The organism is Sphingomonas flavalba (assembly GCF_004796535.1).
GTDB classification, from domain to species: domain Bacteria; phylum Pseudomonadota; class Alphaproteobacteria; order Sphingomonadales; family Sphingomonadaceae; genus Sphingomonas_L; species Sphingomonas_L flavalba.
Genome location: NZ_SPHY01000006.1, coordinates 165773 through 188992, shown reverse-complemented (window position 1 = coordinate 188992; position 23220 = coordinate 165773). Strand labels below are relative to the sequence as shown.

Sequence of the window (23220 nt, the reverse complement as noted above, 5' to 3'; positions counted from 1 at the left end):
GGCGCGGCCGTCGCGCAGGACCAGCCGGCCGCCGAGGCCGCGCCGGCCGAAGCGGCACCGCCGGGCGCCGCCGAGCAACTGCCGCCGCCGTCGGTGCCGGCCGGCGCGACGGTGGTGTTCAAGCCGTCGGTGCCGGTCGCCCAGGCCTATCCGGCGCCGGCGCCCAAGGCCGAATATCCGTGGTGCAAGCGCGGGATGACCGACGGCTGCAAGCAGCGGCACGACCCGGGCAACGGGCAGTCGCCGCGCTGAGGCGCGGAGCCGCGACCCCGCGGAGGGGCCGGCCCCGACCCCATATCGTCCCCCAACCCCCACCCCCATCCCCTCCCCTGAAGGGGAGGGGTGGATCGGGCGCATCGACCTTTGGCCCATCCGCCTGAAGCGGAGGGACGTGTGACGGGGCTATTCGGCGACCAGCTTGAGCAGGCGGCGTTCGATTGGGGCGAGGAGCGGGCCGAGGTTGTGGCCGCGGCGCAGGACCACGCCCGTTTCGCCGATCAGCGCCCACATGCCCTGGCGATTGCGCAGTGCCGGGCGCTTCTCGATGCGGAATTCGGGGCGTTCCGCCGCGCGGCGGAAGGCGGAGAACACCGCGGCGTCGCGGCCGAGGTCGATCGCGTAATCGCGCCAGTGGCCGGCGGCGACCATCCGCCCGTACAGGTCGAGGATGCGGTTCAGTTCGGTCCGGTCGAATACCGTCTGCGCCGCGCCGGCGCGGCTGACGGGAAACGGCGCGACGTTGCTCACCCGAACAGGTCTTGCCGGCCCCCCGGGCCGTCGTCGGGCGCCGTCGCCTTCAGCGCGTCGAACTTCCTTTCGAGTGCGTCGATTTCCGCGCGCATCGCCTCCAGCCGCTGGGCGAGCGGGTCCATCACCTCGCTGCACGGCGTGCCGTAGGGCATGAACGCCTTCTGCTTCGCGCGCGCGTCGACCGGCATCGGCCGGGCGGGGATGCCGACCATCACCGCGCCGGGCGCGACATCCTTCGTCACCACCGCGTTGGCGCCGAGGCGGGCGCCGGCGCCGATGGTGATCGGCCCGAGGATGGCGACGCCGAGGCTGATGATGACGCCGTCCTCGACCGTCGGGTGGCGTTTGCCCGCCTCGCCGTTGGCGGGATTGGTGCCGCCGAGCGTCGCGCCCTGATAGATGGTGACGTTGTCGCCGATCTCCGCCGTCTCGCCGATCACCACGAAGCCGTGGTCGATGAACAGGTTGCGACCGATCCGGGCGCCGGGGTGGATGTCGATCGCGGTCAGGAAACGGGACAGGTGGTTGACCAGGCGGGCGAGGAAATACAGCTCGCCGACGAACAGCCAGTGGGCGACGCGGTGCAGGCCGACCGCCAGCACGCCGGGGTAGAGCAGTACTTCCCAGCGCGACCGGGGCGCCGGATCGCGCGCCTTGATGGAATCCAGATATCGGGTCAGCGCATTCGCCAACTTGCTTCTCCCTGCCCTGTGCGGCGCCAATCTAGGTTCGTGCGTTTCCTATTGCCAGAGCGTCGGCGCAAGCGGTTTTGGGCGGTACCAAGCCCTTCTATCTTGCCCTGAGGCGCCAAGCCATCGCAGAACGGGGGAGCGTCGTCGCCAGAGGAGACCGAATGATCGACCTGTCCAGCTTCGACGTGAGCCAGATTCTGCCTTTCATTGCAGTAGGTTTCGCCGCCCAGGTCATCGACGGCGCGCTCGGCATGGCATTCGGCGTCATATCGTCGACGATGATGGTCAGCCTGCTCGGCATATCGCCGACGCGGGCGTCGGCCGGCGTGCATTTCGTCGAGATGTTCACCACCGCCGCGTCGGCGATCAGCCATATCGCCCACAAGAATGTCGACTGGCGGCTGTTCGGGCGGCTGGTGATTCCCGGCCTGATCGGCGGAGTGATGGGCGCCTATGTGCTGGTGCTGAACGCCGATATCGCCAGGCCGTTCGTGATGGCATATCTGACCGGGGTCGGCGTGTACCTGCTGTGGCGGGCGTTCCACACGCCGCCCAAGGCGCACCGGGCGCGGATCGTCGCGCCGCTCGGCCTGATCGGCGGCTTTCTCGACGCGGCGGGCGGCGGCGGCTGGGGACCGATCGTCACCTCCAACCTGCTGATCCAGGGGGTCGAACCGCGCAAGACGATCGGCACGGTCAACACCGCCGAATTCTTCCTGACGGTCAGCGTGTCGGCCACCTTCATCGCCGCGATGGGCTTTGCCGCGCTGACCATCGTCACCGGCGGGCTGCTGATCGGCGGGGTGCTGGCGGCGCCGCTGGGAGCGGTGCTGGCCAAGCGGGTGCAGCCGAGGACGCTGCTGATCCTGGTCGGCATCGTGCTGACCGCGACGAGTGCGTTCAGCCTGTGGCGGGCGGTGGCGGCGTAGGGACGGGGCGGCCGGCGCTCGCGTAGGGGAGGCCGCGAATTTTCGTGCCGCGTCCGTGGATTGCCGCGCCCCCTGCGGGGGCTCGCAATGACGGGAGTGGGGGTGTCGCAGTGACGGGAGTGGGGTGGCGGAAGCGGTGAGGGCCGCTTCCGCCGGGGGTCAGGCCGAGACCGCGTGGACGGTGGCGACGGCCTTCATGACCGAACCGATGCGGGCGGCGGCCTGGATCGTCTCCGCATTGACGCCGTGCTGCTTCAGCACCCGTTCGTGGCTGTCAATGCACATGCCGCAGCCGTTCTGGGCGGAGACGGCGAGGCTGAACAGCTCGAAATCGTCCTTCTCGATGCCGGGCGAGCCGATGACGTTCATCCGGAGCTTGGCCGGGAGCTGGCCGTATTCCTTGTTCGAGGCGAGGTGGACGAAGCGGTAGTAGACGTTGTTCATCGCCATGATCGCGGCGGCGGCGCGGGCGGCGTTGGCCGCCTCCGGCGACAGCTTGCCTTCCGCTTCCGCCTCGGCGGCGTCGACCAGCGGCTTGTAGCCGGTGCCGTGGGCGGTGGCGAGCAGCAGCCCGTATTTGCGCTGATCGTTGAGGATCGGCTCACCAAGCAGCGAACCGACGTTGAGCCGGAGATCCTTCGCGTAATCGGGAAGGGTATCGGCGAAAGCCTTGAGCGACATGGCTGTCCTCCTGTTCGGGATGAAAAAGGGGCGCGGAAGGCGAAGCTCCCGCGCCCCCGGAACATGCGCCTTGCGGCGCGACACGGTGTGCCGGACCCGCCCGGACCGCCGCGAGGTCGCGCCCCGGACGATGACGGACGGTTCCGAAGCCAGCCCCGGTCAGGCGGCCGGGCGCAGCACCTCTTCACCCTGCTGCCAGTTGCACGGGCAGAGCTCGTCGGTTTGCAGCGCGTCGAGCACGCGGATCGCTTCCGCCGGGTTGCGGCCCTGGTTGAGGCCGTTGACGGTGACGTGCTGGATCACGTTGTGCGGATCGACGATGAAGGTCGCGCGATAGGCGACGCCGGCGTCCGCATCGACGATGCCGAGGGCGTTGGCCAGCTTCTTCTGGTTGTCGGCGATCCACGGGAAATCGCAGGCGGCGAGGCGCTCGTCCGACTTGCGCCACGCGAAGTGGACGAAATCGGTGTCGGTCGACGCGCCGATCAGCACGGCGTCGCGGTCGGCGAAATCATTCTTCAGCTCACCATAGCCGATGATCTCGGTCGGGCAGATGAAGGTGAAATCCTTCGGCCAGAAGAACACGACCTTCCACTTGCCGTTGGTTTCGCCGGTGTCGATCGTCTCGCCGGCCGGAAGGGCCGAGACCCCCTGCTGGACCGGAAGAGTGAGGGCGGGGAACTTGTCGCCAACTGTCAGCATCGGAATTGTCTCCTGTGAAACCGGTTGAGGGCAGCGCACCGGCAGCGGTCGACACCGCCTCGGCACCCGTCCCACATGGTCTCTAGCGCTTTCTGTTCAAGTGCCTAAATTGATTATTCCGACGACGTTGATCGAGTGAGCCGATGGCAACCTATCTTCCGACCCTGAAACAGCTCCAATATCTGGTTGCGTTGCGCGAACACGGCCATTTCGGCCGCGCCGCCGAGGCGATGTTCGTCACCCAGTCGACGCTGTCGGCGGGCATCCGCGAACTGGAGTCGCTGATCGGCATCGTGCTGGTCGAGCGGACGCGGCGGGTGGTGCGGTTCACGGCGCTTGGCGACGCGATCGTCGACAAGGCGCGGCGGGTGCTGCGCGAGGCGGAGGAGCTGACCGACATGGTGCGCGCCGCCGGCAAGCCGCTGTCCGGCGACATGCGGATGAGCGTGATCCCGACGATCGCGCCGTTCTTCCTGCCGCGGATCCTGCCGCGGCTGCGGCACGAGCGGCCGGAACTGAAGCTCTACCTGCGCGAGGAGCCGAGCGGCGCGGCCTGCGAGTCGCTGCACAACGGCCAGGCCGACTGCGTGCTGCTGGCGATGCCCTATGCCTGCGGCGACATCGCGACGGCACCGCTGTTCGACGACCGGCTGTTCGTCGCCTTCCCGCGCGGTGAGGCGGACGAGGCGGCGGAGGCGATCCCGCCCGACGCGATCGACGAGACGCGGCTGCTGCTGCTGGAGGACGGCCACTGCCTGAAGGACCACGCGCTGGCGGCGTGCAACCGCCCGGAAATCCGCGCCGAGGCGGCGATGATGGGCACGTCCCTCCACACGCTGGTCCAGATGGTCGACAACGGTCTGGGCATCACCATCCTCCCCGCGATGGCGGTCGAGGCGGGGATATTGGACAATACCGATATCGTCGCCCGGCCGATCGCCGCCGCCCATGATTCCCGCCATATCGCTCTCGCCTGGCGGCGCGGCAGCCCGCGCGAGAAGGATTTCCTGCTGCTCGCCGAACTGTTGCGATCCGGGACATGACCGCACGGCCGAACGCTGATTTGCCACGGGCCAACGGTTAAGACGTAGGTAAATCGTATTCGATTTGCCACATGCGGAGGGTTTCCAACGATCGAGGAGAGTTCCGGGATGTTCATCGCAAAACCCGCATGCCTGTTCACCGCCATGGCGTTCGCCCTGTCGGCCACCGTGCCGGCCACCGCCGCATCGGCCCAGACCGGCCCGGCTCAGGCCGCGCCCGCCGCCGCCGATGCCGCCGCCCCGGAAGTCACAGTCGGCGGTGCCGCGATGGACCCGGCCGCGACGATCGTCCAGAATATCGGCAAGTCCGCCGACCATAGCGAACTGGTCAAGGTGCTGGCCGCGAGCGGCGTCGACCTGGCGGCCGCCGGCCCCTTCACCCTGTTCGCCGCCGACAACGGCGCGTTCGGGCGGCTCGCCCCCGGCACCGTCGACACGTTGCTGAAACCGGAGAACAAGGAAACGCTGGTCAAGGTCATCAACTACCAGATCGTGCCCGGTACCCTGACCATCGACGACATCCGCAAGCAGGCGGAGGCCAATGGCGGCACCGCGACGCTGACCACCGTCGAGGGCCAGACCTTCGCCGTCACCTTCGAGAACGGCGCGGTCAAGCTGACCGACGCCAACGGCAACCCGGCCTATGTCGCCCAGGGCGACGTGAAGAGCGCCAACGGGCTGATCCACGTCACCAACGGCGTGCTGCTGCCGAAACTGTAAAGCGGGGCGGGCCGGCGTCCTGCCCCGCCGTTGATGCGCGGGGGAGGACAGGCCCCACCCCGAGCCCCTCCCCTGAAGGGGAGGGGGTTGTTGTTTGTTCGGGTTCGGCGCCGGCCCCCCGGTTTCAATCCATGTATTTGAGGCCGGCGCGCAGATAGTCCCAGCCGGTAATCAGGGTGAGCAGCGCCGCCGCCCACAGGCAGGCGATGCCGACGGTGTGGATCCACCGCAGCGCGGGCAGCGCGCCGGCGAGGATCAGCGCGCCGAGCGCGACCATCTGGAAGGTCGTCTTCCACTTCGCCAGCTTGCTGACCGGCACCGAGACGCTGAGCTGGGCGAGGAATTCGCGCAGGCCGGAGACGGCGATCTCGCGCAGCAGGATGATCAGCGCGGCGATCACCGTCCAGCCGGTGATCACCGGCTTGCCGGCGACGATCTCGTCGGTCGAGATCAGCATGACGATGACGGCGGCGACCATGATCTTGTCGGCGATCGGGTCGAGGAAGACGCCGAGGCGCGACACCGTGCCCTTGGCCCGGGCCAGATAACCGTCGAAATAATCGGTGATGCCCATCAGGCAGTAGAGCGCGAAGGCGATCGCGTAGCCGAGCGGCCACCGCGGATACCACAGCAGGGCGACCAGCAGCGGCACCGCGAAAATGCGCGACAGGGTGAGCAGGTTGGGCAGTGTCAGCATGGCGTCGCCATCAGCTTAGCGCCGATCGCGGCGAAGTTGAACCGGGGCGAAGCGGCTTTTCCCTTTGGAAAGCGCCGCCGCGATCGGGTATGGGTGCCCCGTCCGACACGACATCCGAGCCATTCCCCCCATGCAAACCTCATTGCGGCTATTGGGCCGTCGCCGATTCCTGCCGCTGTTCGTGACGCAGATGCTCGGGGCCTTCAACGACAATCTGTTCAAGACCGCGATGGTGCTGTTCGTCACCTACCAGGTCTATTCCGACGCGCGGATGGAGTTGCAGTTCAACGCCATCGCCACCGGCCTGTTCATCCTGCCGTTCTTCCTGCTGTCCGCCCTGTCCGGCCAGCTCGCCGACACCCGCGACAAGGCGGGGATCATCCGCATGGTCAAGACAGCGGAGATCGCGATCATGGCGGTGGGCGCCGTCGGCCTGTTGCTGCCGTCGATCCCGCTGATGCTGGCGGCGGTGCTGGCGATGGGCATCCATTCCACCTTCTTCGGCCCGATCAAATACGCGATCCTGCCCCAGCACCTGGAAAAGGACGAGGTGCTGGGCGGCACCGGGCTGGTCGAGGCGGGCACCTATATCGCCATCCTCGCCGGCACGATCACCGCCGGTTTCATCACCCATGACGCGCGAATCGCCGCCGCGCTGGTGCTGACGGTGGCGGCGGCCGGCTGGCTGACCGGGCGGCAGGTGCCGCCAGCGCCGCCGATCAACCCGCCGGAGAAGCTGGATTTCCACATCATCCGTGCGTCGATCGCGCTGGTTTCCGGGACGATGCACATCCGCCGGCTGTTCCTCGCCATTTGCTCGATCAGCTTCTTCTGGGCGATCGGGGCGGTGCTGATCATCGAATTCCCCCCGCTGGTGAAGAATGTGCTGACCGCCGATGAGCAGGTCGCCAGCCTGTTCCTGGCGATATTTTCGGTCGGCGTCGCGATCGGGTCGCTGATGATCAACCGGCTGCTGCGCGGCACGGTATCCGCCCGCTACGCCCCGGCGGCGGTGATCGCGATGGGCGGATTCGTGCTGCTGCTCCATTTCGTCGCGAAGCAATGGGTCGGCGACGACGCCGGCGAGCTGTACGACCTGTGGGCGTTCGTCGGCCATGACGGCGCGCCGATGCTGATCCTGTCGCTGTTCGGCGTCGCGGTCAGCGGCGGCATGTTCGTGGTGCCGCTCTACGCGTTCCTGACCACCACCGTCGGCGCCGGCGAGACGGCGCGCACCGTCGCCGCCAACAACATCGTCAATTCCGGCGCGATGGTCGTCGGATCGCTGGTCGCGTTCGGATTGAGCGCGGTCAATGTGTCGGCGGTCGACCAACTGCTGCTGGTATCGGCGATGTGCATCGTCTCCGCCTGGCTGGCGTGGAAGCTGCACTGCGCCTGCGAATAGCGGGACGGGCCGCTGACGCGGAAAGCGGGCCCGGCCGCACGGGGAACCGTACTCCCGCGCATGCGGGAGTCCAGGCGCCTACGAACCCCACGCCTTCCTGGGCTCCTGCTTGCACAGGAGCACATGGGGTGCGGGGGGTGTCAGCCGATGAAGCTGTAGATCGCGATGAAGAAGGCGGTGAAGCTGAGAACGAACAGCTTCAGGTCCTTGTCGTCATCGGCGACCGGCGCGACGCGCTCGACACGAAAGGGCGGCAGCTTCTGCCGGAAAGGGTGACGGGCTGACTCGTTAGTCAGAACGATGCGACGTTTCATGCAGGGAAGGTAACGCTTTGTTTACCATTCCTTCCAGTCGCATGTTCCGCGAAAATGTGCCGTTTCGGGACGCCGTTCAGCCTTTGACGTGGGCGACGTCCGGGTAGCCGGCCAGCCATTCGCGCCGTCGCTGCCAGACCACCGCGCGGTCGGCGCGCGAGCTTTGCGGGTTGTCGCGGCGGCCGGGCAGGACGTGCGAGCCGAGCATCCGCGACAGCGCCCACAGCCAGCACATCGCCAGGCCGAGGCGATAGGCGGCGGGCGACCAGTGCTTGCGCATCAGCGTGGTGCGGCCGCGCATGATCTTGACCATCTTGTCCGGGCGCGAGGTTTCCGACCGGCCGCCGAGGTGGATCAGCTCCGCCGCCGGCGAGATGCCGGGGCGGGCGCCGAGCCGCCGGGCGCGCAGGCAGAGGTCCGCTTCCTCCGCATACATGAAGAAGGTCGGGTCGAAGCCGCCGAGCCGTTCCCACAGCGGCCGATCGATCAGCAGGAAGCAGCCGGTGACGATGTCGACGTCGCTTTCCGTGTCGCGTTGCCAGCCGCCGTAGATCTCCGGATCGAACAGGCGGGTGTAGGGGAAAGCGCGGGTCAGCCCGCTCATGATGACGAACAGGCTCCACAGGCTGAGGCTGGCCCAGCAGGAGGTGGGGTTGAGCGTGCCGTCGCCGAACAGGGTGCGCCCGCCCCAGATGCCGCGATCCGGCGTGCGGGCAGCGAAATCGATCAGTCCGGCGAAGGTGTGCGGCAGGATGATCGTGTCCGGATTGAGCAGCAGGATGCGATCGCCGGTCGCCAGCTTCGCCGCCGCGTTGTTGCCGGCGCCGAAGCCGAGATTGTCCGGGCTGGCGATCAGCCGGACCTGCGGATAGGCGGCGGCGACCGCCGCGACGCTGTCGTCCGGCGAGGCGTTGTCGAACAGGATCACCTCGAACGGCACCGCCGGCGGATGGGCGTAGAGGCTGGCGAGGCAGGCGAGCGTGTCGTCGCGCGTGCCGTAGCTGACGATGATGATCGACAGCGCGCAGGCCGCCTGCTGGTCCGTAATGCTGCTCATGCCGCGGCGATAACCTCGCGATAGAGCGATTCAAGCCAGCGCGCCTTGTCCGACCAGGCGCCGAACGACTGCAGGCGCCGATGCGCCCCGTTTCCGAGACGGGCGCGCAGGGCCGGGTCGTCGGCAAGCGCGCGGATCGCTTCGGCGATGGCGGCGGCGAACTGGTCCGGCGTTTCGACGGGGACCAATATACCGCAGCTTTCGTCGACGATTGCCTCCGGCCCGCCGCGCCGCGCGCTGATTACCGGCAGGCCCCAGCGCAACGCTTCGAAGAACACGCCGCCCATCGGCTCGCGGAAGCTGGGGAAGCAGAACACGTCGTGATCGGCGTAGAGTTGTTCGACCCGGTCGCGGCTGACCTTGCCGAGGAAATCGACGCGGTCGGCGACGCCGAGCACCGCCGCCTCCGCCTTGCAGGCGGCGAGGTCCGGCCCGTCGCCGGCGCTGGTCAGGGTGACGCCGGGCAGGTCGCCGAGCCGGGCGAGGGCGCGGACCGCGTCGCGCAGCCCCTTGGTCCGCACGCAGCGGCCGACATGGAGCAGGCGGATGGCGCCGGCTGCGGTGGAACGGCCGGTGCCGTGGGCGATCGGATCGGCGCTGCGTTCGAGCACGGTTTCGAAACGGCGGACGGCGACGCCGGCGTCGGCCAGTGTCCGGCCGACATAGGGGGCGACGCCGAGAATCGCGCCGGCCCGGGCATAGCCGGCGCGCAGCGCCGGATCGTGGCGCAGGCGGAAACCGTCGAATGCGCGCAGCCGCGCAAGCCCGCCACCGCCGCCAACCTCCTGTTCGAAAGCCGGGGGGGTCGCCAGGCTGCCGCCGAGCGGGCCGACGACATAGGGCAGGGCGAAATGGCGCAGCGGCGAGGCATGGCGCATCGCCTGCGGGAGGAGCTGATGGGCGATGTCGAATTGCTCGCCGCGCGCCAGCGCATCGGTCAGCCAGCGGCGGACATGGCGGACGAACAGCGGCCAGGCCGGTTTCAGCATCGCCCGTGCCCGTTCGAACCGGCCGAGGAAGGCTGGTTCCGGCCAGCTTATCACCCGGACGCCGGGCAACTGCTCGGCGGTCGGCGTGCGGCCGGGGCGCTGCATGCACAGCAGGGTGACGTCCATCACCTCCGCCATCGCCTTCACCCAGTGGAAGCCCGACCAGGTTTCGCCGACATCGGTGCCGTCGACGATCACCGCGATGACAAGAATGCGGAGCCGCGGCATCGCGTCCGCCGTCAAAGCGCCGATCCGGCCTGCTTCGATCCGGTCAGCAGCGCGTCGAAATAGGCGATCGTCCGTTTCAGTCCCTCGGCCAGTTCGGTCTTCGGCTGCCAGCCCAGCACCTCGCGGGCCTTGGTGATGTCCGGCCGGCGCTGCTTCGGATCGTCGGTGGGGAGCGGCAGGCGGGTCAGCGTCGATTTCGAGCCGGTCAGCGCGATCACCTGCTCGGCCAACTCGATCATCGTGAATTCGCCGGGGTTGCCGACGTTGATCGGCCCGGTCACGTCATCCGGCGTCGCCATCAGCCGCTGGAATGCGTCGATCATGTCGTCGACATAGCAGAAGCTGCGCGTCTGTAGCCCGTCACCGAAGATGGTGATCGGCTCGTTCTTCAGCGCCTGCATGATGAAGTTGGAAACCACCCGCCCGTCCTTCGGGTGCATGCGCGGCCCATAGGTGTTGAAGATGCGGATGACCTTGATCCGCACGTTGTTCTGGCGGTGATAGTCGAAGAACAGCGTTTCGGCGCAGCGCTTGCCCTCGTCATAGCAGGAGCGCGGGCCGATCGGGTTGACATTGCCCCAATATTCCTCGGTCTGCGGGTGCTGCGAGGGATCGCCGTAAACTTCGCTGGTCGACGCCTGGAAGATCTTGGCGCCGGTGCGCTTGGCGAGGCCGAGCATGTTGATCGCGCCGTGGACGCTGGTCTTGGTCGTCTGCACCGGATCATACTGATAATGAATCGGCGAGGCCGGGCAGGCGAGATTGTAGATCTCGTCGACCTCGACATAGATCGGGAAGGTCACGTCGTGCCGCATCAGCTCGAAATTGCGGTATTCGAGCAAGTGGGCGACATTGGCGCGGCGACCGGTGAAGTAATTGTCGACGCAAAGCACTTCGTTGCCCCGTTTCAACAGCGCCTCGCACAAATGGCTGCCGAGGAAGCCGGCGCCGCCGGTGACGAGGACGCGCTTCGCCACGATGTCGCGGGCGTTTTCCATGATGTTTCCCGTTGCCTTGCGTGTACAAAAAACAGGGGCGCGGGGGCTTGCCGGCCGCCCGCGCCCGTCAACTGGTTACTTGGCGGCGTCCGGGCTGGCGGCCGCGGACGGCGTGCCCGACGGCGCGGGCAGGGCCGGGGCGTCGGCGGCGCCCTTCGGCGGGGCGTAGCCGGGCTGGTACTTGACCGCCTCGCGCGCCTTCTTGACCTTTTCGTCAAGCTCCTTGGTCGCTAGCTCGTTCAGCTTCTGGGCCTGCACCTGCTGCATCGCGAAGTTCAGCGCCTCGTCGCCCTCGAACGGCACGACCCGGGTCGCGGTGATGCGGTTGGCGACCATGCCGCGCGGCGTCGGGATGATGAAGATCTCCCCCTCCGGCAGGCGCTGGATCTGCGCCAGAAGTTGCGGCGGGACGGTGAGCGCGTCGAGCTGGCCGCTGCCGCGGCGGAAGCGCAGATGATCCTCGTCAAGCTTGACGGCGACCTGATCGAGCGTCTTCAGCGGCTGGTACGCCTTCAGGATTTCGAGGTCCTTCGGCGCTTCGAACTGGATCTGATCGACGGTGTAGACCTTGCGCTGGGCGAAGCGTTCCGGGTTGTCGGCCATGAACTTGGTCGCTTCGTCGCGGGTCGGTGCGCGCAGCGTCGAGGCGATCGAGCGCTGGAGCATCTGGACCAGGATCGCGTCGTTGGCGCGGCGTTGCTGCAACAGATATTGCGGCGTCTTGTCCAGCCCGCGCTCGCGGGCGATGTCGGCGAGGATGCGGCGGTTGACGACCTGCTGCAGCGCGGCCTGCTCGACCGCCTTGCGCTGATCGCCGCTGGGCATGTTGACGTCCTGAAGCTCGGTATTCAGCTCGTGGATCGTGATGTCCTTGCCGTCGACGGTGGCGACGACCTGGCCCTTTTCGAGCTGCTCCGACGCGTCCTTCTTCCCGCAGGCGACGAGCGCCAGCAGCATCGTGCCGGCCATCAGCCCGCGCGCAATTGACTTGTGCATATGCCCTCCTCAAAGGCCGCGCGAGCATGCGGGGCCGATCATGTCCCTGTGTGGGACGCTATACGGCGCGGCTATGCACGGACAAAACGAAAAGAGCGTTAAGGCTGTCAACCGGCGCGATATTGGATGGTATCCGCGCGACGATCGGGCAAGAGGGGAGCGATGAACGCGACGACGACCAGCGCGGGCGGCGAGCAGCCGCGCCCCGGCCCCCGCATCTGCCTTGCCGCGTCCGGCGGCGGCCATTTGCGCCAGTTGCTCGACCTGGAGCCGGTGTGGCGGGACCGCGCCTACGTCTTCGTGACCGAGGACACCGCGCTCGGCCGCAGCCTGGCGCGCGAACACCCGGTGCGCTTCGTCGCCCACTACGCGCTCGGCCAGGCGCGGGTCGGCCGGACGCTGGCGATGCTGCGCGGCGCGATCGTCAACATGATCCAGTCGTTCCGGATCGTCTGGCGGGAGCGGCCCGACATCGTGGTCAGCACCGGGGCGGGCGCGGTGTTCTGGGTGGCGCTGTGGGCGCGGCTGCTCGGCGCGCGCTTCGTCCTGATCGATTCGTTCGCGCGGTTCGACGCGCCGTCGAAATTCGCGCGGATCGCCCGGCCGTTCGCCCACCATGTTGTCGTCCAGTCGGCGAAGCTGAAGGCGCATTGGCCCGACGCGGTGCTGTTCGACCCGATGCGGGTGCTCGACACGCCGGCGCCGGCCAAGCAGCCGCTGCTGTTCGCGACGGTCGGCGCGACGCTGCCCTTTCCCCGGCTGGTCGACACGGTGCTGGCGCTGAAGGCGAGCGGGCGGCTGCCAGAGCGCGTCGTTCTCCAGATCGGCGACGGGCCGCGCCCGGCGGTGGTGCCGGACGGAGTGGAGCTGGTCGAGAGCCTGGATTTCGGCGCGGTGCAGGCGCTGCTCCGCGATGCGGCGTTCGTCGTCTGCCATGGCGGCACCGGATCGCTGATCACCGCGCTGCGTGCCGGCTGCCGCACCGTGGCGATGCCGCGCCGCGCGGTGCTGAAGGAGCATTACGACGACCATCAGGAGGAGATCACCGCCGCTTTCGCCGCGCGCGGGCTGATCGAATCGGTGCTCGACACCGACGATCTCGGCGCCGCGATCGACCGACTGCGCGCCCGCCCGCCGGTGGTGGCGACCACGGACAGCAGCGGCCTGATCGCCTGGCTGAACGACGTGATCGACGGCGAGGGGACCCGGTAGGCCGGCGCTGCGGCGAGCACCGGAACCGATATATCCCCTGGCGGATTGTCGGGATGCGCCTTGCGAGAGGGGAAGATGGCCGCTTCAGTCGACGATATCCGCCCGCCTTTGCCCGAACAGCAGCAGGCCGTGCCCGGTACGCTGGCGGAAATGCGGCCGCGCCCGGACCATGGTGAAGACAGCTATCGCGGATCGGGGCGCCTTCGCGGCAAGAAGGCGGTCATCACCGGCGGCGACAGCGGCATCGGCCGCGCCGTCGCGATCGCCTTCGCGCGCGAGGGCGCCGACGTGCTGATATCCTACCTCTGCGAGGAGGAGGACGCGCGCGATACGGCGGCGCTGGTCGAGGCGGCGGGGCAGAAGGCCGTTACCGTTGCCGGCGACATCAGCGACGCGCGCCATTGCCGAGACATCATCCGCAAGGCGGTCGACGCGTTTGGCCGGATCGACATCCTCGTCAACAACGCCGCCTATCAGATGACCTTCAAGAGCCTGGACGAGATTTCGGACGGCGAGTGGGAAAAGACATTCGCGGTCAACATCCATGCGATGTTCTACCTAACCAAGGCGGCTGTGCCGCACATGAAGAAAGGCGCGGCGATCATCAACACGACGTCGGTCAATGCCGACATGCCGAACGAGACGCTGCTGCCCTATGCGACGACGAAAGGCGCGATCCAGAATTTCACCGGCGGACTGGCGCAGTTGCTGGCGGCGAAGGGCATCAGGGTGAACTGCGTGGCACCGGGACCGGTATGGACGCCGCTGATCCCGTCGACGATGCCGTCGGATCATGTCCGGGATTTCGGCAAGAACTATCCGATCGGCCGGCCCGCCCAGCCCCGGGAGCTGGCGCCGGCCTATGTCATGCTCGCGACCGACGAGGCGAGCTACGTATCGGGGGCGACGATTGCCGTCACTGGCGGAAAGCCGATCCTCTGACAAAGATAATGCGGCTCGAAATATCGGATTCCGAGCCGCATTGCCAAGGCAGAGTGCCGGCTTAGTACGGGTAGTTTACGCCGTAATAGCCATAGACTTCGCGGCCATAGTCGCGATCGAACGCCGGCTCGGCGTTTTCAGCGTAGCGCGGCGCTTTTTCCAGCACCTGTTTGTCGAGATCGACGACGTAGCCACCCTGGCCCGTGTCGTAGGACAGCACGTCCCACGGCAGCGGATAGTAGTCGCTGCCCAGGCCGAGGACGCCGCCGAACTGGAGGACGGCGTATTCCGCCTGGCCGGAGCGCTTGTCGACCATGAAATTGTAGATGGAGCCCAGCCTTTCCCGCTCGTGGTTGTAGACGGCGGTTCCCTCCACCTTGCTGGAGGCGATCAGGCGATTGGTTTCGTCTCGGGTGATGTCGGTAGCAGTCATCTGTCGGTTCCTTTTCCGGTTCGTACGAAATGCTACGCACCGCCGCGCCCCGCGATCCGCAGGACGGGGGGTTAATCGTCGAAGCGCCATTCCTGCGTGGTGAGCGGAAAAGGGTGCCGCGCGCCGGCGCGGGGCATCAGAAAATGCCGAGAAACTTCTTGCGCTGTTTCTCCTGCGCCTGCGGTGAGCGCTTGCCGTCTTCCGACTTGGCCGTCGTGCCCTTGCCGACGTCGTCGCGCGGGCGCCCCTTGGTGTCCCGCTGCGCCTGGGCGGTGGCGCCGGCGAGGACCGGGCCGCAGGCGGCCGCCTTGGCGTCGCCGACGTCGACGAACGCGAAAAGCGCGGTGAGCGGCCCGCTGGCGGCGCCAAGACCAAGGCCCACACCGGCGCGGCTGAGCAGTTCCGGGGTGAGCACGTCGATCTTCGGCTGGGCGAAGGTGCCCTGGATTCCCACGGGCGATTGCCCGGAAAACAGGCTGAATTTTTTCGAATCGGCGCGGAAGGCGAGGTCGAGCGTCTCGTTGCGGAAGCTGAAGCCGCCGCGCCCGAGCATCACGTTCTTTTGCGTATCCATCAGGATCGGATCCGCTGCCGCGATGCCGTTGCGGACGGTGAAGGCGATCAGGCCGCAATTGATCTGCACCGGCTCCTTCAGCCGCCCTTCGAACATTTTCTGGATGAAGGTGCCGATGTCCAGTTCGGCCAGCTGGACGTTGCGCGTCCAGAATGTTCCGCGCGGCAGGATGACGGCGATGCGCCCGGTCGACGTGCCGAGGGATTTCCACACGCTATCGCCGGTGCCGCGCATTTTCGCGCGGGCGGACAGCGTGCCGCTGGTGCCGGATTCCTCGACCCCGAAACCCTTCAGCAGCACGCCCATCGGCGTCGGCGACAGCCGGACGTCGTAGTCGGTGACGACCGCGGGGTTGCGCGCGTCGATCACGATGTCCGACGTTATGGTGCCCCGCGCCATTGAGAAATTGAGCGGCGACAGCTTCAGCAGCCGATCGTCGAGAAGGAGGCCGAGCTTCACGTTGCTGATCGGCAATTGCTTCGCGCGCACGGCCTTGACCGTCCAGTCGACCTTCGCATCGAAATTGCCGAGCGCTTCCGTGCGCAGCGGCGCGTCCGGCAGGATCCGCGGCGATCCCGCCACGATCCGGGTCAGCTTGCCGCTTGCCGACGCGTCCGGGCTGTAGCCGATGAACGGCCCGGCATCGACGATATCAAGCGTCTGCGTCTGGAGATCGGCGGCGAGCATCAGCCGCGGCCCGCCGGTCGTCACCGTCAGCCGGCCGGCAAGGTCGCTGTCGCCGAACCGGCCGCGCAAGCCGGTGAAGCGCCAGTCCGCGCCCTGCTTGGTCATGATCGCGCGGATGCGGTAGCGGCGGGTGTCGGGCACGGCGATGCCGGCGACCGAGAAGGCATCCGCCAGGTTGGCGCCCTGGACGTCGATGGCGAGCGGTGCGCCTTCGATCTGCGTCGCTTCCGGCAAAGTGCCGGTGATGTCCGCCCGCGTCCGGGCCGCGCGGACGTGCAGGGCCAGGCGGTTCATGCCGCCGCGCACGGTGGCGTTCGGGGTCAGCAGCGCGCCGGAAATGGTGAAGGGGGTTTCGCGCGCGGTTCCGTTTCCGGAAAAGCGGATGGCATTCTCGAAACGTGTGTCGCTGGCCTCGACCGTATCGACCGCGATCGCGGCTGAAATCCGCATCAGCGGATCGCGATAGCGGACCTGCGTGCCGGCGACGATCGCCCGGCGGATCAAGGGAAGATCAAGCGGCTCTCCCTTTTCCTCGCTGAACGTCCAGCTATTGCGGCGGCGCGCCTTGTCCCATTGCAGGTCCAGCCGGGCATCGCGCAGGGCGAGGATGTTCACCCGACGGCGCCCGAAGACGAAGGTGACGGTCGCGACCTGAGCCTCGATCCGCCCGACTTCGGCGAAATTTCCGGTGCCGGCCCAGCGCGGGTTCGAAACCGTCAGCCCTTCGGACAGATATTTGAGATTGATCGGATTGAAATAGAACTGGAAATCGCCGGCGACCTTCACCGTCCGGCCGCTCGCCTTGCTGGTGATCCATTCGAACGGTCCCTTCAGAAACCGTCCCTTGGTGATGAACAGGATCGCCCATGCCAGAAGCAGGGTGAGGAGGATGCCGCCTGCCACACGCAGCACGATGACCAGGGCGCGCGGCCACCCGCGCCTGGCGGAGGCGGCATCCGCCCGTTCAGGCGGCTCATCGACGGCTTCGCTATCCGTCGCGGCAGTCGCGGAAGGTCCATCGGCCATGGGATGACAAACCCCGGCTCTCCTCCAGGTTCCTTGGCCGGCAGGCACGGGCACCGGCGGGCCGGGCGTCGCGGGGAAGAATTCGGGTATCGCAAAGGCGCTTCGCAACCTTCTCCGCCGCTGCGCCGTTTATGGGGTTGCGGGCCGGGCGACCGGGAGGTTGCACATGAAACGGGACGACATCGGCGCACCCCAGGCGGTGCCTGCGCGCAGGGCCGGACTGGCGCGCCGGGTGGACGTGGACGGCCCGCCGCCGGCGGCCATGGCCACGCGGTAGGCCGGCGCATGGCCCCCCGACACGACATAATGTCCCAGCCGACGGCGAGGCTGGTTGCGGCGTTGAAGGGCAAGACGCTGTCCTTCGTAACGGCTGAAAGCTGCACGGGCGGCCAGCTTGCCGCATTGCTCGCGGCCGACGTCCGGCTGGGGCCGCATCTCGAACGCGGCTTCGTGGTCTATTCGACCGAGGCGAAACATGAGGTGCTGGGTGTCGACCCCGCCGATGCCGAGCGCCGCAACGCCGTCAATTCCGAAGTCGCGGAGGCGATGGCGGTGGGAGCGCTGGCAAAAAGCCGCGCCGACATCGCCATTGGCATTACCGGCTTCTGCGGCCCGCGCGAAGCGGATGAGGAGGTCGGTCTGGTCCATCTTGCCTGTGTGCCACGGGGCGGCACGCCGGTTCTCCAGGAATGCCATTTCGGCGATATCGGCCGCCAGCGGGTGCTGGATCACGCGGTGGCGGGGGCGCTGACCCTGCTCATCCACGCGGTATCCGCGCCGGCGTCCCACTCGATGCCCGACGCGACGGTGGGTTGAGCGGCGGGCATTTTGGTGGGCACCGCTCTCCCTCCCGCGCTGCCAGTTGCGGAAGGGCTGGCTCTTGGCGAGAAGCGCTTCGCCGATCTGGCGCAACTCTATGCGGCGTTGCACGGGGACTCTGCTCCCCGCCCCGGCTTCAGCGACCGCATCGTGCCGGGCCGTGGGCCGGAACATGCGGCGCTTTTCCTGCTGGGGGAGCAGCCGGGCGACCGGGAGGACCGGGCGGGACAAGCCTTTGTCGGGCCGGCCGGGCGTCTGCTTGAGCAGTGCATGCGGGACGCCGCGCTCGATCCGGCGGCGCTGTTTCTGACCAACGCTGTCAAGCGTTTCAAGTTCGAGCCGCGGGGCAAGCGCCGGATACACCAGCGGCCCAATGCCGGTGATGTCGCGCATTATCGCTGGTGGCTGGGCCAGGAGATCCGGATCGTCCAGCCGAGGGTCGTCGTTGCGCTGGGCGTGACGGCGCTTCACGCGTTGATCGGCGCGCGGCTCCCGCTCAAGAATGTGCGGGGTCGCGTCCGCGGCTGGGACGAACGCACGCTGCTTGCAACGATCCACCCCAGCTATCTCCTCCGCTTGCGGCCCGACGGCGGCTATGAGGAGGAACGGGCGGCTTTCGTTCTGGATCTGCGCCGGGGGCCGGGCAGGCGGCCTTCTAGCGCCGACCATCAGAGCGCCGGCAGGATTTGGGATGCGAAGCCCCAGCCGCGCAGCGCCTTGTCCTCCGCGCGGGCGATGAGGCCGGCCGCGTCGCCGATGCCGTAGGGGCGGGCATCGTTCACAGCGCGCAATGCGCCCCAGCCGATCGGCACCGCGACCGGCGCCCCCGCGCGTGCGCGGGCGGAATAGGGCAGAATCGCCGTGCTGCCGCGTTGGTTGCGCAGCCAGTCGATGAAGATGCGGCCCTTGCGTTTCGCCTTGCTCATCGTCGCGACGAAGCGATCCGGCTCGGCGATGCTCAGCGCTTCCGCGAAGCGCCTGGCGAAATCCTTGTGGGTATCCCAGTCATGCCCCGGCGTCAGCGGCACGACGACGTGGACGCCCTTGCCGCCCGACAGCAGCGCGAAGCTGACCAGCCCCAGATCGGCGAGCTGCCGGCGGATATCCTCTGCCGCGCGCTTTACCGTATCGAATCCCAATCCCTCGTCGGGGTCGAGATCGAAAATCATGCGGTCCGGTCTTTCGACGTCGCCGGCCTTCGCGCCCCAGCCGTGAAACTCGATCGCGCCCATCTGCACGCATGCGAGGATGCCGTCCGCATCGTCGATGAACAGATAATTCTCTGTTCCGCCATCCTTCTCGACGATCGGGACATGGTGGACGTGCGGGCCGAACGCGCCGCTGTCGTGCTTCTGGAAGAAGCATTTCTTCGCACGCCCCTGCGGGCAGCGCACCAGGCTGACCGGACGATTGGCGGCAAAGGGCAGCATCAGCGGTGCGATCGCCTCGTAATAGGCGGCGAGATCGCCCTTGGTGCCGCCATTGTCCGGAAAGATCACCCGGTCCGGGTTGGTGATCGCGATCGCACTGGCGCCACGGGGGGCGGGGGCCGGCTGTTCGGGTATCACCTGTGTCGCCTCCTTGTCCTGCCTGAGGCCGATGAAGCTGCCGTGGCGCACGCGCTCGTCGGCGGTCAGCTCCGCAAAGGCGATTTCAGCGACGAGCGACGGTTCCACCCAATGCGCGCCGCGCGCTTCCGCGCGCGGCACCTCGGCGGGGGCGGAGCGGCGCGCCAGCGGAACAAGCGCATCGGCGAGTTCGGCCAATGTCCGGTCATCGAAGCCGGTGCCGACCTTGCCCTTGTAGGTGAGCCGGCCGTCCTGCCACTGTGCGAGCAGCAGCGACGCGAACGGCCGTGCCTTCGCGCGGCTTTGTATCCAGCCGATGATGACGAATTCCTGGCGGCGCGTGCACTTGACCTTCACCCAGTTGCGGCCGCGCCCGGCGCGATAGGTCGCCTCGACGCGCTTGGCGATGATCCCTTCCTGCCCGGTGCAGCACAGGGCGCTCAGCAGCGTCTCGCCGGCGCCGATGACATGATCGGCGACATGGATCGGCGCGGTCGCAGCCGCCAGCAGTGCTTCCAGTCGTTCCTTGCGCTCGATATTGGGCAGCGGCGTCAGGTCCTCGCCGGCAAGCGAGAGCAGGTCGAAGGCGAAATAGGCCAGATTTGCTGCCTTTCCGTCCTTCAGCGCCGCTTGCAGGGACGAGAAGTCGGGGTTGCCGTCGGCGTCCAGCGCCACTGCCTCGCCGTCGATCAGCGCGGCGGGCAAATCCAGCGCCGCCAGCGCATCGGCGATCGGCGCGAAGCGCTCCGTCCAGTCGAGACCGGTACGAGTATGGAGACGGACCGTGCCGCCCTTCACGGCGGCGAGCAGCCGGTAGCCGTCATATTTGATCTCGTGCATCCAGCCATTGCCGGCGGGCACCGCATCGACGAGTGTGGCGAGCTGGACGGGCCGGAAACGGGGAAGCGGCGCCGCCGCTTTCGACCGACCGCGCTGCGCGCCGGCACGCCCGACCTTTCCGGCCAGCGCATTATGCTTCGCGGCAGCGCGCATCGCCGTGTCGAAGGCTGCGCCCTTCTTTCCCCGCAAGGACTGCGATCCCGCCTTGTCGGCGGCGATCTGCGCCATCGTCCGCCCGGTGAGCACGCTGGCCAAACCCTGCGTGACCAGCGCGTCGCCGGTCCCGGCCTCCGCATCCTCGATCTTGCGCAGCAGCCAGTTCTCGCGCTTTTCGCCGGGGCGCGGGCGCATGCGCACCAACAGCCATTCGCCCCTCATCCGCTCGCCGTGGAGGCGAAAATGAAGGTGGCCCTTGTCGATGTCCTCGGCGCTCTTGCCCTCTACCGGTTCCCACCGGCCCTGGTCCCACAGCATCACCGTGCCGCCGCCATATTCGCCCTTGGGGATCGTGCCCTCGAAGCGTGCGTAGGAAAGCGGGTGATCCTCGGTGCGGACCGCCAGCCGCTTGTCGTCCGGGTCCAGGCTCGGCCCCTTGGTCACCGCCCAGCTTTTCAGCACGCCGTCGACTTCCAGCCGGAAATCCCAGTGCAGCCGGGTGGCGTCGTGCTTCTGGACGACGAAAAGATCGCCGCCGGCGCTGCGGGCGCGCCTGCCCGCCGGTTCGGCGGTTTTGGCGAAGTCGCGCCTGGCATTGTAGCGGGCGAGCGGATCCGGCCCGGCCATCACTCCGGCCCCGTGCGATGGTGCCGCTCGATCGGCTTCAGCCAGCGTCGCTCGACCAGGCCCAGCAGCGTCAGCATGATGACGGCGACGATGACCGCGCTCGCGACCAGCGGCCATTGCGCGGCGCCGCAGGCGATGCCGACCATGCTGGCCAGCCAGATGTGCGCGGCGGTGGTCAGGTTGCGTACTTCCCCTTTGCTGACCACGATCAGGCCGGCGGCGATGATGCCGGTGAACGCCGCCGATGCTTCCAGGATGCGCAATGGATCGACCCGGCCGTTGGCGCCGCCGAGCTGATGGAACAGCGCGATGGCGCTGATCGTCATCAGCGCGGCGGTGAAGCAGATGATGCCATGCGTCCGCAAGCCGGCCGAATGGCCCTTGAGTTCCCGGTCGAGGCCCAGCAGCAGGCCGAGCAGCGCCGCCACGCCGAGCCGCAGCAGCACCGGCCCGTCGAGCAGATGCAGCGGCGTTTCCGGATTGAGCACCATGTCAGGCGCGTTTGCGGCGCGGGGTTGGTTTTGCCGCGCGCTTGCGGGCCGTCGGCGCGCTTTCGCCGACCGATTTCTTGAGCGCGGCCATCAGGTCGATCACATTGCCGGTGCCCCGCGCCGGCTCCTCGACATCCTCCAGGATGCGCTTGCCGCGCGCTTTGCTCTTCTTCTCGATCAGGCGGTGGAGCGCGTCGACATAGCGGTCGTGGAACTCGGCGGGCTTGAACGGCGCCGTCTTCTTGTCGATCAGCGTCGTCGCCAGGTCGAGCAGGTCGGCTTCCGGTTCGATATCGTCGATCTCGCGGAAATAGCCCTGCGCCTTGTGCACTTCGTCGGCGTAGCGCAGCACCTCCATGACGAGGCCGCGCCCGCACGGCTTGATCGACACCAGTTGCTCGCGGCCGCGGGCGGAAAGCTGGCCGAGCCCGACTTTCCGCGTCTGCCGCAGCGCGTCGCGCAGCACGACATAGGCTTCCTCGGCGAGGTCGTCGGCCGGCACCACGAAATAGGGTTTCTCGTAATAGAGCACATCGATCTCGTGCGCCTCGACGAACTGGACCAGCTCCAGCGTCTTGCGGCTCTCGATCCTGACCGCCTCGATCTCTTCCTCGTCGAGCAGGACGTAATTGCCCTTGGCGATCTCATAGCCCTTGACGATCTCGTCGCGGTCGACCGGGCCGACGCCGGGCACGACCTTTTCGTAATGAATCCGCTTGCCGCTTGGCTCGTGGATCTGCCGGAACTGGATCGCAGCGCCCGACTTCGTCGCCGGGTAGATCTCCACGGGAATGGAAACCAGCGCCAGCCGGATCTGCCCCTGCCAATATGCGCGTGCCGCCATGAGAAACCTCCGCTGTTGAAGGTCGCTCGCCGGCATTTGGTTCCCTGACTGGGTCGGGTCCTGTGCTGAAGACTCTGGGGTTCGACAAGGTCGGCGCGTCAGGCGGATAGCCGAACTGCCCCCAAAAGCTGATCTACGGCGTAGCGAAGCAGACTATGGCGAGAGATCGGAAATCGCGAAGATCGAAGGCGGTGAATATCGCGCTGGAAATGATCCAACCGCTCTCTTATAGGGGGCGCCGCGCCGTTTCAGGGCCGTGTGCGTGCCGGGCCGGCATGCGGGTGTGGCGGAATTGGTAGACGCAGCGGACTCAAAATCCGCCTCCGAGTGATCGGAATGTCGGTTCGAGTCCGACCACCCGTACCATACCCGATGTTCGAGCGCGGCGCGCCGGACCGGTGCCCGGCGCGCCTTGCCGGGTCAGCCGCGCGCGGCGACGACGATGATCTCGACCTTGTAGTCCGGCGTTGCCAGCTTCGCCTCGCCGGTGGCGCGGGCGGGGGCGTCCTTGCCGTCGACCCAGGCGTCCCACACCGCGTTCATCTCGGCGAAGTCGGCCATGTCGGCGAGCCAGATCGTCGCCGACAGGATATTCGCCTTGCTGCTGCCCGCTTCGGCCAGCACGCGCTCGACGCTGGCGAGGACAGCCTGCGTCTGCTCGGTCACGCTCTTGCCCGGCGCGCCGACCTGGCCGGCGAGGTAGACGGTGTCGCCGTGGACGACGGCCTGGCTCATGCGCGGGCCGGATTCGATGCGGCGGATGGTCATGGGCAATCCTTTGCTTTGGGGGGAGGGGAAGG

24 protein-coding genes, 1 tRNA gene and 1 pseudogene are annotated in these 23220 nt (G+C 67.7%); 10 read left to right on the top strand and 16 right to left on the bottom strand.

Going from position 1 to position 23220, the window contains the following annotated elements; translation table 11 throughout:
• Nucleotides 1-252: pseudogene (locus E4A53_RS14625) on the top strand (hypothetical protein); the annotation flags it as partial.
• 150 nt (nt 253-402) lie between these two features.
• Here the strand turns inward: E4A53_RS14625 and E4A53_RS08175 are convergent.
• Entirely contained in the window at nt 403-747 is a 345-nt protein-coding gene (locus E4A53_RS08175) for a DUF2794 domain-containing protein (RefSeq protein ID WP_136162595.1), read from the bottom strand.
• Nucleotides 744-1442 carry a serine O-acetyltransferase EpsC gene (gene epsC, locus E4A53_RS08170; RefSeq protein ID WP_136162594.1) on the bottom strand — a complete coding sequence of 233 codons (699 nt, stop codon included), beginning with the start codon at nt 1440-1442 and terminating at the stop codon, nt 744-746. The genes E4A53_RS08175 and epsC overlap by 4 nt, the downstream gene beginning before the upstream one ends.
• 161 nt (nt 1443-1603) lie before the next feature.
• Between epsC and E4A53_RS08165 the strand changes: the two genes are divergently transcribed.
• A complete protein-coding gene (locus E4A53_RS08165) occupies nt 1604-2371 on the top strand; it encodes a sulfite exporter TauE/SafE family protein (RefSeq protein WP_136162593.1) in 768 nt (255 codons plus the stop codon).
• A 159-nt stretch (nt 2372-2530) separates the two neighbouring features.
• Here E4A53_RS08165 and ahpD read toward each other — a convergent pair whose 3' ends face one another.
• Entirely contained in the window at nt 2531-3052 is a 522-nt protein-coding gene (ahpD, locus tag E4A53_RS08160) for an alkylhydroperoxidase, AhpD family (RefSeq protein WP_136162592.1), read from the bottom strand.
• 159 nt (nt 3053-3211) lie between these two features.
• Nucleotides 3212-3754: a peroxiredoxin gene (locus E4A53_RS08155; RefSeq protein ID WP_136162591.1), complete on the bottom strand. Its 543-nt coding sequence runs from the start codon at nt 3752-3754 to the stop codon at nt 3212-3214.
• Nucleotides 3755-3897: 143 nt separating this feature from the next.
• On the opposite strand from E4A53_RS08155, the gene E4A53_RS08150 reads away from it, so the two are divergent.
• Nucleotides 3898-4797, top strand: coding sequence for a hydrogen peroxide-inducible genes activator (locus E4A53_RS08150; RefSeq protein ID WP_136162590.1), 900 nt, complete (start codon nt 3898-3900; stop codon nt 4795-4797).
• Nucleotides 4798-4905: 108 nt separating this feature from the next.
• Complete coding sequence (locus E4A53_RS08145; protein WP_136162589.1) at nt 4906-5517, top strand: fasciclin domain-containing protein; 612 nt, start codon at nt 4906-4908, stop codon at nt 5515-5517.
• A 124-nt stretch (nt 5518-5641) separates the two neighbouring features.
• On the opposite strand, the gene pgsA is transcribed toward E4A53_RS08145, so the two are convergent.
• Nucleotides 5642-6214: a CDP-diacylglycerol--glycerol-3-phosphate 3-phosphatidyltransferase gene (gene pgsA, locus E4A53_RS08140; RefSeq protein WP_136162588.1), complete on the bottom strand. Its 573-nt coding sequence runs from the start codon at nt 6212-6214 to the stop codon at nt 5642-5644.
• A gap of 130 nt (nt 6215-6344) precedes the next feature.
• Between pgsA and E4A53_RS08135 the strand changes: the two genes are divergently transcribed.
• The gene (locus E4A53_RS08135; RefSeq protein ID WP_136162587.1) at nt 6345-7619 is read left to right on the top strand and encodes an MFS transporter; all 1275 of its coding nucleotides are present in this window, start codon (nt 6345-6347) and stop codon (nt 7617-7619) included.
• Nucleotides 7620-7759: 140 nt separating this feature from the next.
• Here the strand turns inward: E4A53_RS08135 and E4A53_RS14620 are convergent, their stop codons facing one another.
• The 5 genes from E4A53_RS14620 to E4A53_RS08115 form a co-directional block, all read right to left on the bottom strand.
• Nucleotides 7760-7933: a hypothetical protein gene (locus E4A53_RS14620; protein WP_168694335.1), complete on the bottom strand. Its 174-nt coding sequence runs from the start codon at nt 7931-7933 to the stop codon at nt 7760-7762.
• A 76-nt stretch (nt 7934-8009) separates the two neighbouring features.
• On the bottom strand, nt 8010-8990 hold the full coding sequence (locus E4A53_RS08130; RefSeq protein WP_136162586.1) for a glycosyltransferase family 2 protein: 981 nt from the start codon (nt 8988-8990) through the stop codon (nt 8010-8012).
• Nucleotides 8987-10207 carry a glycosyltransferase family 4 protein gene (locus E4A53_RS08125; protein ID WP_136162585.1) on the bottom strand — a complete coding sequence of 407 codons (1221 nt, stop codon included), beginning with the start codon at nt 10205-10207 and terminating at the stop codon, nt 8987-8989. Before E4A53_RS08125 ends, E4A53_RS08130 begins: the two co-directional genes overlap by 4 nt.
• 11 nt (nt 10208-10218) lie before the next feature.
• Nucleotides 10219-11205: a UDP-glucuronic acid decarboxylase family protein gene (locus E4A53_RS08120; RefSeq protein ID WP_136162584.1), complete on the bottom strand. Its 987-nt coding sequence runs from the start codon at nt 11203-11205 to the stop codon at nt 10219-10221.
• Between the two features lie 75 nt (nt 11206-11280).
• Nucleotides 11281-12201, bottom strand: a complete 921-nt coding sequence (locus E4A53_RS08115; protein ID WP_136162583.1) for an EpsD family peptidyl-prolyl cis-trans isomerase — start codon at nt 12199-12201, stop codon at nt 11281-11283.
• Nucleotides 12202-12363: 162 nt separating this feature from the next.
• Here E4A53_RS08115 and welK point away from each other — a divergent pair, with 162 nt between their 5' ends.
• Together welK and E4A53_RS08105 are read left to right on the top strand one after the other, a co-directional pair.
• Nucleotides 12364-13413, top strand: a complete 1050-nt coding sequence (gene welK, locus E4A53_RS08110; RefSeq protein WP_136162582.1) for a beta-1,4-glucuronosyltransferase WelK — start codon at nt 12364-12366, stop codon at nt 13411-13413.
• 75 nt (nt 13414-13488) lie between these two features.
• Entirely contained in the window at nt 13489-14355 is an 867-nt protein-coding gene (locus tag E4A53_RS08105) for an SDR family oxidoreductase (protein WP_136162581.1), read from the top strand.
• Between the two features lie 61 nt (nt 14356-14416).
• Here the strand turns inward: E4A53_RS08105 and E4A53_RS08100 are convergent, their stop codons facing one another.
• Together E4A53_RS08100 and E4A53_RS08095 are read right to left on the bottom strand one after the other, a co-directional pair.
• Nucleotides 14417-14788: a PRC-barrel domain-containing protein gene (locus tag E4A53_RS08100; RefSeq protein WP_136162580.1), complete on the bottom strand. Its 372-nt coding sequence runs from the start codon at nt 14786-14788 to the stop codon at nt 14417-14419.
• A gap of 136 nt (nt 14789-14924) precedes the next feature.
• On the bottom strand, nt 14925-17075 hold the full coding sequence (locus E4A53_RS08095; protein WP_136162579.1) for an AsmA family protein: 2151 nt from the start codon (nt 17073-17075) through the stop codon (nt 14925-14927).
• Between the two features lie 306 nt (nt 17076-17381).
• Here E4A53_RS08095 and E4A53_RS08090 point away from each other — a divergent pair, with 306 nt between their 5' ends.
• Together E4A53_RS08090 and E4A53_RS08085 are read left to right on the top strand one after the other, a co-directional pair.
• Nucleotides 17382-17891, top strand: coding sequence for a CinA family protein (locus tag E4A53_RS08090; protein ID WP_136162578.1), 510 nt, complete (start codon nt 17382-17384; stop codon nt 17889-17891).
• Between the two features lie 15 nt (nt 17892-17906).
• On the top strand, nt 17907-18659 hold the full coding sequence (locus tag E4A53_RS08085; protein ID WP_206366273.1) for a UdgX family uracil-DNA binding protein: 753 nt from the start codon (nt 17907-17909) through the stop codon (nt 18657-18659).
• Here the strand turns inward: E4A53_RS08085 and ligD are convergent.
• From ligD to ku, 3 genes are read right to left on the bottom strand one after another with little or no spacing between them, the layout of a single operon-like run.
• Nucleotides 18563-21085 carry a DNA ligase D gene (gene ligD, locus E4A53_RS08080; RefSeq protein ID WP_136162577.1) on the bottom strand — a complete coding sequence of 841 codons (2523 nt, stop codon included), beginning with the start codon at nt 21083-21085 and terminating at the stop codon, nt 18563-18565. The genes E4A53_RS08085 and ligD overlap by 97 nt on opposite strands.
• Nucleotides 21085-21576: an MgtC/SapB family protein gene (locus E4A53_RS08075; RefSeq protein WP_136162576.1), complete on the bottom strand. Its 492-nt coding sequence runs from the start codon at nt 21574-21576 to the stop codon at nt 21085-21087. Before E4A53_RS08075 ends, ligD begins: the two co-directional genes overlap by 1 nt.
• A 1-nt stretch (nt 21577) precedes the next feature.
• Nucleotides 21578-22420 carry a non-homologous end joining protein Ku gene (ku, locus tag E4A53_RS08070; RefSeq protein ID WP_136162575.1) on the bottom strand — a complete coding sequence of 281 codons (843 nt, stop codon included), beginning with the start codon at nt 22418-22420 and terminating at the stop codon, nt 21578-21580.
• 277 nt (nt 22421-22697) lie between these two features.
• Here ku and E4A53_RS08065 point away from each other — a divergent pair.
• A tRNA-Leu gene (locus tag E4A53_RS08065) sits at nt 22698-22786 on the top strand.
• 54 nt (nt 22787-22840) lie between these two features.
• Here the strand turns inward: E4A53_RS08065 and E4A53_RS08060 are convergent.
• Entirely contained in the window at nt 22841-23188 is a 348-nt protein-coding gene (locus E4A53_RS08060; RefSeq protein WP_136162574.1) for a RidA family protein, read from the bottom strand.
• Nucleotides 23189-23220 lie beyond the last annotated feature (32 nt).